Here is a 13,083-nt window from a genome sequence, read left to right as displayed (position 1 = left end):
CGGTTTAATCTATTTCTTCATAGTCCACGTAATCCCCTACTTTTTTAGTTTCGCGAGGTTTTTTTACGTTTTCTGTGCTATAAATTATTTCATCTTGTTGCTGCTGTTGCTGTGTATTGTTCCAAGATTTTTGCTGATACTGCTGTTGTTGCATGTTTTGACCTGCTTTTTCTACTACTTTTTTTATAATTAATGGCAAAAATAGTTTTGCTAAAAATTTGAATATGTAGTAAAATGCAATGATAAATAAAATTGTATTTAAAACACTTTTAAAAGAAGCTGTTTGCATAAAGGTAATTTTTTCCAAAAATAATAAATTCAGAACTATATTTGGGGACAAAATTAAGATATCATTCTTAATTAAATGATAAATTATAGTACTTTTGAAAAGCTATGTTAGACAAAAACAAAAAAATAATCATGCGAAAATTCAAATCATTCCTTGTAGCGGCGCTTTTTGCAATTCCAAGTATTCAATATGCACAGTATACCGATGAAATAAACTCTAATAGACCCGGAGAAACCATGTCTGCATTTGCCGTGGGAAAATCAGTGATTCAGGTTGAAACAGGGGTTTACGGAATCAATCAAAAACACAATTTATTGGGGTATGAAGCAAATGGTTTTGGCCTTGACGCCACATTGCGCTGGGGTTTGTTTCTGGAACGTTTAGAGTTGATAGCTGATATTCAATATCAAAATGAAACGTATACTTCTTTGTTCAGCAAAACCGCTATTGCTGATTTTAAACAACTTGTATTAGGAGCTAAATATTTAATTTACGACCCTAATAAAAATTATAAGAAAAAAGTAAACCTATATAGCTGGAAAGCAAACAAGGCGTTTCACTGGCGTCAATTAATCCCTGCTGTTTCAGGTTTTGTAGGTGTAAATTATTCGGCAGAGAATAATCCGTATGCGTTTTCAAACAGAAACCCAACCGAAAGTAGATACCCTGCTCAATTCTCGCCAAAAGCAATGTTGATTACGCAAAACAATCTTGGTGACGGAAGATGGGTTTTAGTTTCAAACATCATTGCTGATTATATAGGTACTGAATTTCCTAGTTATAGCTATGCCGTTACCTTAACACGTGGTTTTAATAATAAATGGTCTGGTTTTGTAGAAAATCAAGGCATAAAAAGTGACTTGTACGCAGATGCCATTGTGAGAGGTGGAGCAGCTTATTTACTAAACAAAAACATGCAAGTAGACGCTTCTGTAGGTACTAGTTTAAAAGAAACTCCATCCGCTTTATTTGGTGGAATCGGTTTTTCATGGCGATATGATGGCAAATACAAAGAAGTTCGCATTGATGTAGAACCTGATAAAAAAGAAGCTAAAGCAAAAAAAGTAGCTAAAAAAATTAAAAAAGGATAATAAAAACATTCTAATACACAACATGATTACAATACACGAAGCCGTATCAAAAAAAGAATTAACAGCGTTCATTAAATTTCCTTTTTCCCTTTACAAAAATAATCCCTACTGGGTTCCGCCGCTTATTGCAGATGAGCTCGAAACATTTGATAAAACAAAAAATCCAGCTTTTGAAAATGCAGAAGCCTATTTTTATGTAGCCAAAAAAAACAATGAAATCGTTGGCCGAATTACAGCAATCATAAATTGGAGCGAAGTAAAAAACCAACAGAAATTAAAAGTCCGTTTTGGCTGGTTTGATGTAATTGATGACATCGAAGTAACAAAAGCTCTATTAGAAAAAGTTTACGAACTTGGCAAAAAAAACAATTTAGATCATATAGAGGGACCTATGGGATTTTCAAATCTTGATAAAGTTGGGGTAATGACCGAAGGTTTTAATGAAATTGGTACCATGATCACGTGGTACAACAATCCTTATTACGCAAACCATTTTAGAGAACTAGGATTTAAAGTTGAGAAAGAATATTTAGAGAGTAAATTTCCTTTTGAAAATGTAAAACTTGAGTTTTTTGAAAAGGCAAATGATTTGGTAAAAAAAAGATATCAATTGAGTCCGTTGAACTTTAAAACCACAAAAGAAGTAATGCCGCACGTGGATAAAATGTTTGATTTATTCAATAAATCCTACGCTTCCCTATCCTCTTTTGTAGCTATTTCTGACACACAAAAAGAGTATTTTAAGAAAAAATACATCAGCTTTATCAATCCTGAATTTATAAAGTTTGTAGAAGATAAAGATCATAACATTGTCGCTTTTAGTATCGTAATGCCTGATTTTGCTGAGGCTTTACAAAAATCCAAAGGGAAGTTGTTTCCGTTTGGTTTTTTACACATGCTCAAGGCTAGAAAACAAAGTAAAAATGTGATTTTTTATCTGATTGGTGTACTACCCGAATACCAAAACAAAGCTGTAACTGCCATTTTATTCAAGGAATGTTATGAAACCTTTAAAGAAAAAGGGATCTTAAACTGCTTTAGAACTCCTGAACTTGCGGATAATGTTGCCATTCAAAATCTGTGGAAACATTTTGACCCTCAAGTACACAAAAAGCGTTGTACTTTTAGAGTTGAATTGTAAAAATCCAGACATAAAAAAACCATCTGTTTAAAAGTAACAGATGGTTTTTATAATTTTAGAATAAGATTTTAAGCGTCTAAATCAACAGTAGTTCTACTTGCAATTTCTTTATAAGTACCATTTTCTAGTTTTTCACGTATAGCTTCAAATGCTGTCAATGTTTCATTAACATCATCAATAGTATGTGAAGTTGTAGGTATCATACGCAATAAAATAATTCCTTTTGGAATTACAGGATAGATTACAATACTTAAAAAGATACCATAATTTTCTCTTAAATCATTTACCATCACCATAGCTTCTGGAACACTTCCTTCAAGATAAACTGGAGTAACACACGTATTAGTATCACCAATATTAAAGTTTCTCTCTTTTAATCCGTTTTGTAATGCGTTTACATTTTCCCAAAGTTTATCTTTCAATCCTGGGTTGTTACGCAACAATTCCAATCTTTTTAAAGAACCAATAGTTTGAATCATTGGCAATGCTTTGGCAAACATTTGAGAACGTAAATTGTATTTTAAATAATCAATAATATCTTTATCAGCGGCTACAAAAGCACCAATATTAGCCATCGATTTTGCAAATGTCGAGAAGTAAACATCGATACCATCTTGACAACCTTGCTCCTCACCTGCTCCAGCTCCTGTTTTACCTAAGGTTCCAAAACCGTGTGCATCATCAACTAGCAAACGGAAATTGTACTTTTCTTTTAAAGCAACAATTTCTTTCAATTTACCTTGTTGTCCTCGCATACCAAAAACACCTTCGGTAATAAACAAAATCCCACCACCTGTTTCAGTAGCCATTTTAGTTGCACGTTGCAGGTTTTTCTCCATACTTTCAAGATCATTGTGCTTGTAAGTATATCTTTTTCCACTGTGTAAACGTACTCCATCTATAATACATGCATGTGCGTCTACGTCATATACAATAATGTCGTTACGTGTCACTAAAGCATCAATAGTGGACATAATTCCTTGGTATCCAAAATTCAACAAGTAAGCTGATTCTTTCATAACAAAAGCGGCTAACTCATTCTCTAATTGCTCATGATATTTAGTGTGACCACTCATCATTCTAGCTCCCATAGGATATGCGGCTCCATACTGTGCAGCGGCATCTGTATCAGCCTGACGAACTTCAGGATGATTGGCTAGACCTAAATAGTCATTCAAACTCCAATTCAAAATATTTTTACCTCCAAACTGCATTCTTGGTCCCAACTCACCTTCTAATTTTGGAAAAACAAAATACCCTTCAGCTTGTGAAGCCCATTTCCCTAAAGGACCTTTATTGTTTTGAATTCTTTCGAATAAATCTTTTACCATAATACGTAAAGTAATAATTTTAATTTTAAGAAGTTGCAAAAATAATTATTTAAATTTTATAAAGGACTTGAAAGTAAATTTATTTTTCAAGCAATCTAATCCTACGAAAATTCAGATATTCAAACCCTAAAATTTAAACAAAGTGACACAAAAACTCCAAGAATCCCTTTTTACAGTGCAGTTTTAAGCAAATCAAATGCTAAACATACTAAGTATAACACAATAAACTTTGTATATTTGACTTACTAAAATAAATTTAAATTTATGTCTAACAATACAAAGGAATTAAAACTAGCAGTACTTATTGATGCTGACAACGTTCCCTACAGTAATGTAAAAGGAATGATGGAAGAGATTGCTAAGTTTGGTACGCCTACTACAAAACGCATCTATGCCGATTGGACTAAACCAAATGCTAGCGGTTGGAAAAGTGTATTATTAGAACATGCCATTACTCCTATACAACAATACAGCTATACGGTAGGCAAAAATTCCTCAGATTCAGCCATGATTATTGATGCCATGGATTTACTCTATTCCGATAAAGTAGATGGTTTTTGTATTGTATCCAGTGACTCTGATTTCACAAGACTTGCCATTCGATTGCGAGAATCTGGAATGAAGGTCATAGGAATTGGCGAACAAAAAACCCCCAATTCATTCATTGTAGCCTGTGACCGATTTGTGTACATTGAAGTCTTGGACGGAGCAATCAAAAAGAAAGAACCAAAAAGAACAGCAGCTGATCCGAAAAAACCATCTCCTAAAAGCTTAAATAAAGTAGACCTTCAAACTATAGAATTAATTGAATCTACCATTGAAGATATTGGTGATGATAGCGGATGGGCTTTTCTAGGTGATGTTGGAAATTTAATTGTAAAAAAGAAACCCGAGTTTGATCCAAGGAATTATGGTTTTTCAAAACTAACTCCGATGTTGAAATCCTTAACAGATATTCTTGAAATAGATGAGCGCGACTCAGATAAAAAAGGAATCAAACACGTTTATGTACGTTTACGATTTAGCTAATATCTTTTCTATCTTTGGTTTCCAAAATTAAAAACATTTTTAACAAGAACTTATCCATTTTGAATATAAAGCCATTTTCAAATTGAAATTTAATATATGAGAACAAAATTTTTCCTTTTTGGTTTCCTTTCTTTGATAGTAAGCGTGATCATAAACATCTATTTTCAAAAAGCGTACTTCCTTAGTTTCATTTTATTCCTAACATTAATTGTTGGAGTTTACAACAGCGTACAAACCAAGCATACCATATTAAGAAACTTCCCCGTTTTAGGATACTTTAGGTATTTATTTGAAAGTATTGCTCCAGAAATACAACAATACTTCATAGAAAGAAATACAGATGGCAAGCCTTTTTCAAGAAATGAAAGGTCATTAGTCTACCAAAGAGCAAAAAACTTAAGCGCTACAACGGCTTTTGGAACACAATTACATCTTAACCAACCCGATTACGAAGGCATCAAGCACTCCATATTTCCTGTAAAAGTCAATGAAGAGCTACCCCGAGTAGTTGTAGGAGGACCAGATTGCAAACAACCATACTCAGCTTCTTTACTCAATATATCCGCGATGAGTTTTGGTTCTTTAAGCGAGAACGCAATCATTGCACTTAATAATGGCGCAAAGAAAGGCGACTTTTATCATAACACAGGCGAAGGAGGTTTAACGGAATTCCATCTTCAAGGCGGAGCAATTGTTTGGCAAATAGGAACTGGATATTTTGGATGTAGAGATAAGCATGGAGCATTTGATGTTCAAAAATTTACAGAAAAAGCAAATCTCTCATCTGTAAAAATGATAGAAATTAAACTATCACAAGGTGCTAAACCTGGTCATGGAGGTGTACTTCCTGCAAGTAAAAACACTCCTTTAATAGCAAAGATACGCGGCGTAGAACCGCATACTACTATTCTATCACCACCGAGCCACTCTGCTTTTCATGATGCTAGTGGTTTGATACAATTCATAAACACACTTAGAACAGCATCAAATGGAAAACCCATTGGATTTAAACTGTGCATTGGAATAACCGAAGAATTTGAAGCCATTTGTCAAGAAATGATAGCGCAAAATTGTTTTCCAGACTTTATAACGGTTGATGGTGCAGAAGGCGGAACGGGTGCTGCACCTCTGGAATTTTCTGACGGAGTAGGCATGCCATTAGAACCAGCACTTATTTTTGTAAATAGAACATTAACCCAGTTCAACATAAAAGATAAAATAAAAATTATCTCTAGCGGTAAAATAATAACTGGTCATGCCATTTTAAGAGCCATTGCCATGGGAGCAGACATTTGCAATACAGCTAGAGGATTTATGTTCTCACTAGGATGTATTCAAGCCTTGAAATGCAACAATAATACTTGCCCAACAGGAGTAGCCACTCAGGATAAAATGCTCATGAAAGGATTAGTGGTAACCGACAAGTCTGAAAGGGTTTATCATTTTCACCACAATACGTTACATGCCGCCAACGAACTTTTGGCAGCGTCAGGAAAATCTAGTTTTCAAGATGTTGACAGTAGCATTTTTATGCGTGGTGATGAGTTTACAAAATTATCTGATTTGTATTTCCCAGATAATTTGAATCGAGTTCTGAACTAAAAAAATATAGTAGATATAAATTCCTCAACTAAAATCATGAAAATAGTTTTTGCATCCAATAACAAAAATAAAATTATAGAACTTCAAAGCATGCTTCCAGTAAGCGTAACTATACTGAGCCTTGAAAGCATAGGTTGCCATGAAGAAATTCCAGAAACAGCATCAACAATTGAAGGGAATGCCATTTTAAAAGCAAATTATGTAACTCAAAAATACGGCTACGACTGTTTTGCAGATGATACAGGTCTTGAGGTATTAGCGCTTGATGGAGCACCAGGAGTTTACAGCGCCAGATATGCCGGTGAGCAACGTAACCCTGAAGACAATATGAACCTCTTATTAAAAAATTTAACAGATAAAGAAACTAGAGCAGCACAATTTAAAACTGTAATCGCTTTAAATTTAAACGGCGAACAACATTTATTTACTGGTATTGCCAAAGGAGAAATTACGTTAGAAAAAATTGGTAATCAGGGATTTGGTTACGATCCCATATTCCAACCAGAAGGATATATCGAAACTTTTGCTCAACTACCATTAGAACTAAAAAATGAAATTAGCCATAGAGGTAAGGCAACAAAACAACTATTAGCGCATCTAAAAAACAAAAGTTAAGCAAAAACAATAAAAATTTACTTGAAAAACATAGTTGCAAAGCTATATTTTTTGTATCAAAAATAGCCCCAAATTGAACAACAAATCATAACTTTCTGATAATCAAATTATAATAAATCATTAATTCTTGAAATAGCATTAGTTTATATGAATAATTTAGAGTAATTTTGCACCCTATTTTAAAAATACATATGAACAAATTTGAACAATTAGGATTGAGTGAATCGTTACTGAAGGCGGTTTTAGATCTAGGATTTGAAAATCCGAGCGAAGTACAGGAGAAAGCGATTCCCCTATTATTGGAAAAAGATACAGATATGGTTGCGTTGGCTCAGACAGGGACAGGGAAAACGGCAGCTTTTGGTTTTCCAGTTATCCAAAAAATTGATGCTAACAACAGAAACACACAAGCATTAATTTTATCTCCAACACGCGAATTGTGTTTGCAGATTACCAACGAACTTAAAAACTACTCTAAATACGAAAAAGGTATTAATGTAGTAGCTGTTTACGGAGGAGCTAGCATCACAGAACAAGCGAGAGACATTAAAAGAGGAGCACAAATTATTGTAGCAACTCCAGGAAGAATGCAAGATATGATAAATAGAGGTCTAGTAAACATTACTGGAATTAACTATTGTATTCTTGACGAAGCTGACGAAATGTTGAATATGGGTTTCTACGAAGATATCGTAAACATCCTTTCAACTACACCAGATGACAAAAACACATGGTTGTTTTCTGCAACAATGCCTGCTGAAGTAGCGCGTATTGGAAAACAATTCATGACTGACCCTATTGAAATTACAGTTGGAGCTAAAAATTCAGGTTCTGCTACTGTTTCTCACGAATTTTACCTGGTAAATGCACGTGACCGTTACGAAGCTTTGAAACGTTTGGCTGATTCAAACCCAGACATTTTCTCTGTGGTTTTTTGTCGTACCAAAAGAGATACACAAGCTGTAGCCGAAAAATTAATTGAAGATGGATATAGTGCTGCTGCATTACACGGTGATTTATCACAAGCACAGCGTGATGGAGTTATGAAATCTTTCCGTGGTCGTCAAATACAAATGCTTGTTGCTACTGATGTAGCTGCTCGTGGAATTGATGTGGATAACATTACTCACGTAGTAAACTACCAATTACCTGACGAAATTGAAACATACAACCACCGTTCTGGCCGTACTGGTCGTGCAGGTCGTTTAGGAACATCGATTGTAATTGTTACCAAAAGTGAATTGCGTAAAATTTCATCTATTGAAAGAATCATCAAGCAAAAATTTGAAGAAAAATCAATTCCATCTGGAATAGAAATTTGCGAGATTCAATTACTACACCTAGCTAACAAAATTAAAGATACTGAGGTTGATCACGAAATTGATACATACCTTCCAGCAATTAATAGCGTACTTGAAGGCTTAACAAAAGAAGAGTTGATCAAGAAAATGGTATCGGTAGAATTCAACCGTTTTATCAATTACTACAAGAAAAACAGAGATATTTCAACTCAATCAGGTGAAAGACGCGAAAGAAGTGACGATCGAGATGGTGCTCCAAGAGAAAACAATAATGGCGGAGCAACTCGTTATTTTGTAAACATTGGTTCTAGAGACAACTTTGATTGGATGTCACTTAAAGATTACTTGAAAGAGACATTAGACTTAGGTCGTGATGACGTTTTCAAAGTAGATGTAAAAGAAGGTTTTTCTTTCTTTAATACTGATCCTGAGCATACTGATAAAGTAATGGAAATATTGAATAACGTTCAATTAGAAGGACGTAGAATCAATGTTGAGATTTCTAAAAATGACGGTGGCGGAAGACGTGACCACAACGGAAGAAGTTCGGGTGGAGGTTTTGGCGGCGGAAGAAGTTCAGCTCCTAGAAGAGAAGGAAGTTTTGCTCCAAGAAGAGAAGGTTCTGGCGGATTTAGAAGCGATAGAAGTTCAGCACCAAGAGAAGGTGGATTTAGAAGCGACAGAGGAGCAGCTCCAAGAAGAGAAGGTGGTTTTTCATCTGATCGACCTAGAACTGAAGGATCATCTGATAGAGCACCTAGACGTTCTGAAAGCTTTGGTGATGCACCAAGACCAAGAAGACCAAGAAGAGACTAAAGTTTAGTTAATATTCTTATAATTATACTGGAACTACAAAATATTTAATCCTGATTTATTACTTTTAAAGTCTTAAATTAGAGTATGAAATATTTTGTAGTTTTTTTATTTACTGTATTCTCAATTACAGCACAATCTCAAGTCAAAGAACCTTCTCAAAAAGTAGATGGAATTATTCTTAGTAATACAACTAAACAACCTTTATCAAGTGTAAATATCATCAACATCAACAAAGTGCGTGGTGCCACAACTGATGAAAGCGGACATTTTGAGATTGATGTTCAAGTTAATGATACATTGCACATAACGAGTTTAGGTTTCCAATCCTTGCGTGTGCGCGTCACAAATGACTGGATCAAAAACCGAAGTACAAAAATTCAACTTACAGAGAAAGCCATTGCGCTTGAAGAGGTTATCATAAGACCCTTTAACCTAACAGGATATCTTGAAGTAGATACAAAAATTATCCCCGTAAGAGAGAATTACCGCTATAGTATTTCTGGATTAACACAAGGATATGAAGCAGGACAGTACTCTCCAAATGCTTTTGGAAAAGTTTTGGGTTCCATATTCAATCCAGCTGATATGCTCTATAATTTTTTTGGTAAAAATCCAAAAGAGCTGAAGAAGTTAAAAGAAATGAAAAAGGATGACACGGTACGAAAATTATTAGAATCAAAATATGATAGAGAAACTATCGCTGTACTTTTAGGCATTGACAAAGATGAAATTCCTGAAATTTTACAACGTTGTAATTACTCTGAATCATTTATTAAAACGGCTAACGATCTACAAATAATGGATGCTATTAGTGGCTGTTATGAAGAATATAAGATCTTGAAGAAAAAATAAATTTCAACATTTCTTAAATAATACAAATCAATCCTCAATTCAAAAAAATTGGGGATTTTTTAATTAAATAGGTAATAAATCAAAATATTACATACATTTACTAAATTGAACATTAACCACTAAATATATTATCATGGCAAAAAGTCAGGATGCGAAAAAGACTGCGAAAAAAGAGCCTTTAAAAACCGCTAAAGAAAAGAAAGAAGAAAAAAGAGAAAAGAAAAATGCTCCTAAAAGAGATTAATACTCAGTTTACAGTCTCAGTTTGCAGTTCTTTGAAACTGAATACTGAGACTGTTCCTGAATACTAAGATTATTTAACTGGAATATTTGCTAAAATTTCTACAAAAAAATTCCAGAATTTTTGTGATGATGAAACACTAGCTCTCTCATCAGGTGAATGAGCACCATGAATAGTTGGGCCAAAAGATATCATATCCATCTCAGGATAATTAGTCCCTAAAATTCCACACTCAAGTCCCGCATGACAAGCAACCACTCTAGGTTTTTCACCGTTTTGCTTTTCATAAAGAGGAACTAAAACATCTAAAATTTCCGATTTAGAATTTGGAGTCCATCCAGGGTAAGAACCTGAAAATTCAACTTCGCAACCCATCAATTCAAATGCAGAACGCAACCCATTTGCCAAATCAAATTTTGACGTCTCTACAGAAGATCGCGTTAAACATTGTACCGAAAGTTGCCCATCTCCTAAAACTACTTTTGCAATATTATTTGAAGTTTCAACTAGATTTTCAAAATCAGCGCTCATGCTGTACACTCCGTTATGAGCAGTATACATGGCTCTCACAAAATAAAACTGAGCAATTGACGGCATAACCTTAACAGGTGTTGTTTCTAATTTTTCAAAAACAACTTCTAGATTTGGCTCCGTAGTTTTTAGTTCGGTTTTTATTTCGTTTACAATTTGCTGCATGTCAAACACAAATGCTTCGTCATACACCTCGGCAATGATTACTTTCGCTACACTTTCTCTTGGAATTGCATTGCGCAAACTTCCTCCTTTAATTTCAGATATTTGCAACCCAAAATTATCAAAACCATCAAACAATAAACGGTTCATTATTTTATTGGCATTGCCCAAACCTTTATGAATATCCATACCAGAATGTCCTCCTTGCAAGCCTTTCACGGTAATGGTGTACCCCACAGAACCTTCAGGAGTTTCCTCTTCATCATATTCTGCAGTAGCTGTAACATCTATTCCACCAGCACAACCGATATCAATTTCATCGTCTTCTTCCGTATCTAAATTCAGTAAGATTTGCCCTTGCAAAACTCCACCTTTTAAATTAAGAGCTCCAGTCATTCCTGTTTCTTCATCTATAGTAAACAAGGCCTCAATAGCTGGATGAGGAATGTCTTTACTTTCTAGAACAGCCATGATAGCAGCAACTCCCAAACCGTTGTCAGCACCTAAAGTAGTACCTTGAGCACGAACCCAGTCACCATCAACATACATATCAATTCCTTGTGTATCAAAATCAAAAACAGTTTCTCCATTTTTTTGATGCACCATATCTAAATGTCCTTGAAGCACAATTGCTTTACGGTTTTCCATACCTGGAGTAGCCGGTTTTCTTATGATTACATTTCGAATTTCATCTTCAAAAGTTTCAAGTCCTAGGCTTTCGCCAAAATTTTTCATGAAAGCAATCACGCGATCCTCTTTCTTAGAAGGCCTTGGCACCGCATTTAAATCCGCAAACTTATTCCAAAGTGCTTTTGGCTCTAGATTTCTTATTTCTTGACTCATATTAGTAATTGATGTTTTAATTTTACAATACAAAGTTACAAAGTTTAAATTCCAATAGGCACTAATTAATATTGTAATTATATTTACAACTCAAATTTTTTATCTTGAAAACAAAATATTTTCTCCCGATTTTTTTCTTCATCCAAATTATATTGCTCCAAATTGCTCCTTTTTATCCAGAACAAATAGAGCGCTGGTACAGTAATGGCATGTTTCCTGTATTATCTCAGTTCTTGCGTACAATTTTAGGAAGGATTCCTTTTTCAATTGGTGATTGTCTTTATTTTGTTTTGATTCTTTGCGTTTTGAGATGGTTTTGGAACAACCGAAAAACTTGGAGATCTCAGTGGAAAAACACACTTTTAAGGATCCTAAGTTTTACATCTGTGCTTTACTTTTTGTTTCATGCGCTCTGGGCTCTCAACTACTACCGTGAACCGCTTTTTGAAAAAATGAAAATTAAAAACGAATACACTGATGACGATTTACTCGTTTTTACAAAAATGATTATTTCAAAAACAAATGCCCTTCAATATAACATTACCACTGGCAAAGCTTTAAAAGTTTCCATTCCGTACACACAAGAACAAATTTTTAAAAAGAGCTTGAACGGTTATCATGCCATTGCAAAAAAGCATTCTTTTTTTAAATTCAACACTCTTAGCACCAAAAAATCATTATTTAGTCTACCCTTGACCTACATGGGATTTGGAGGTTATTTAAATCCTTTTACAAATGAGGCTCAGGTAAATGATCTCGTACCGCTGTATGGTTTTCCTATGACTGTAAATCACGAGATGGCTCACCAAATGGGTTATGCCAGCGAAAGTGAATGTAATTTCATTGGATTCCTAGCTTCTGTTGAAAATGAAGATACGTATATCCAATATTCCGGCTACAGTATGGCTTTACGCTATTGTCTAGGAAATTGGCAAATACGCGATGAAGGCATTTACAAACAATTAATAAAAACCATACATCCCGGTGTTTTAAAAAACTACAAAGAAAGTGAGCAATTCTGGAAGCAATACGACACCTTTATTGACAAAGGTTTTCATGCTTTCTATGACCAATTCTTGAAGATCAATCAACAAAAAGACGGCATGGAAAGCTATAGTAAGTTTGTGAATTTAATGGTGAATTACAGTAAAACACATACGCTATAAAATTCGAGAGAAACTACTAATATTATATTGAATAGACTCCTACTCTATCATTCATTTATCTAATTCTTCAACC

The 13,083-nt window shown here is 34.4% G+C and carries 12 protein-coding genes; 8 read left to right on the top strand and 4 right to left on the bottom strand.

The features are described 5' to 3' along the window. Positions 1-4 precede the first annotated feature (4 nt). Positions 5-289 (bottom strand): DUF4834 family protein, encoded by a 285-nt coding sequence (locus tag K5V07_RS05050; protein WP_086455067.1) that lies wholly within the window; start codon positions 287-289, stop codon positions 5-7. A gap of 131 nt (positions 290-420) precedes the next feature. On the opposite strand from K5V07_RS05050, the gene K5V07_RS05045 reads away from it, so the two are divergent. Next, on the top strand, positions 421-1,380 hold the full coding sequence (locus K5V07_RS05045; protein WP_221916634.1) for a transporter: 960 nt from the start codon (positions 421-423) through the stop codon (positions 1,378-1,380). A 22-nt stretch (positions 1,381-1,402) separates the two neighbouring features. Next, positions 1,403-2,521 carry a GTP cyclohydrolase gene (locus K5V07_RS05040; protein ID WP_221916633.1) on the top strand — a complete coding sequence of 373 codons (1,119 nt, stop codon included), beginning with the start codon at positions 1,403-1,405 and terminating at the stop codon, positions 2,519-2,521. A 68-nt stretch (positions 2,522-2,589) separates the two neighbouring features. Here the strand turns inward: K5V07_RS05040 and K5V07_RS05035 are convergent, their stop codons facing one another. Further along, positions 2,590-3,852: a pyridoxal phosphate-dependent aminotransferase family protein gene (locus tag K5V07_RS05035; protein ID WP_144892541.1), complete on the bottom strand. Its 1,263-nt coding sequence runs from the start codon at positions 3,850-3,852 to the stop codon at positions 2,590-2,592. A 264-nt stretch (positions 3,853-4,116) separates the two neighbouring features. Between K5V07_RS05035 and K5V07_RS05030 the strand changes: the two genes are divergently transcribed. Beyond that, positions 4,117-4,881: an NYN domain-containing protein gene (locus tag K5V07_RS05030; protein ID WP_221916632.1), complete on the top strand. Its 765-nt coding sequence runs from the start codon at positions 4,117-4,119 to the stop codon at positions 4,879-4,881. A 39-nt stretch (positions 4,882-4,920) separates the two neighbouring features. Here the strand turns inward: K5V07_RS05030 and K5V07_RS15060 are convergent, their stop codons facing one another. After that, on the bottom strand, positions 4,921-5,049 hold the full coding sequence (locus K5V07_RS15060) for a hypothetical protein (RefSeq protein WP_370632451.1): 129 nt from the start codon (positions 5,047-5,049) through the stop codon (positions 4,921-4,923). Here K5V07_RS15060 and K5V07_RS05025 point away from each other — a divergent pair. The 4 genes from K5V07_RS05025 to K5V07_RS05010 all read left to right on the top strand — a co-directional run bounded on the left by K5V07_RS05025 (position 5,026) and on the right by K5V07_RS05010 (position 10,067). After that, positions 5,026-6,483: an FMN-binding glutamate synthase family protein gene (locus K5V07_RS05025; protein ID WP_370632450.1), complete on the top strand. Its 1,458-nt coding sequence runs from the start codon at positions 5,026-5,028 to the stop codon at positions 6,481-6,483. The genes K5V07_RS15060 and K5V07_RS05025 overlap by 24 nt on opposite strands. Positions 6,484-6,519: 36 nt before the next feature. After that, positions 6,520-7,098, top strand: a complete 579-nt coding sequence (locus K5V07_RS05020; RefSeq protein WP_221916630.1) for a non-canonical purine NTP diphosphatase — start codon at positions 6,520-6,522, stop codon at positions 7,096-7,098. Between the two features lie 191 nt (positions 7,099-7,289). Then, positions 7,290-9,215, top strand: a complete 1,926-nt coding sequence (locus tag K5V07_RS05015; protein ID WP_221916629.1) for a DEAD/DEAH box helicase — start codon at positions 7,290-7,292, stop codon at positions 9,213-9,215. An 84-nt stretch (positions 9,216-9,299) separates the two neighbouring features. Beyond that, entirely contained in the window at positions 9,300-10,067 is a 768-nt protein-coding gene (locus K5V07_RS05010; RefSeq protein WP_144892491.1) for a carboxypeptidase-like regulatory domain-containing protein, read from the top strand. A gap of 313 nt (positions 10,068-10,380) precedes the next feature. Here K5V07_RS05010 and K5V07_RS05005 read toward each other — a convergent pair whose 3' ends face one another. After that, entirely contained in the window at positions 10,381-11,844 is a 1,464-nt protein-coding gene (locus K5V07_RS05005) for an aminoacyl-histidine dipeptidase (RefSeq protein ID WP_221916628.1), read from the bottom strand. A 209-nt stretch (positions 11,845-12,053) separates the two neighbouring features. On the opposite strand from K5V07_RS05005, the gene K5V07_RS05000 reads away from it, so the two are divergent. Then, on the top strand, positions 12,054-13,010 hold the full coding sequence (locus K5V07_RS05000) for a DUF3810 domain-containing protein (protein WP_370632513.1): 957 nt from the start codon (positions 12,054-12,056) through the stop codon (positions 13,008-13,010). Positions 13,011-13,083: the final 73 nt, after the last annotated feature.

The sequence above is a fragment of the Flavobacterium sp. CHNK8 genome (assembly GCF_019774515.1).
GTDB lineage: Bacteria > Bacteroidota > Bacteroidia > Flavobacteriales > Flavobacteriaceae > Flavobacterium > Flavobacterium tiangeerense.
The sequence above is the reverse complement of the archived record's forward strand: the minus strand, read 5'-3'. Positions and strand labels throughout refer to the sequence as shown.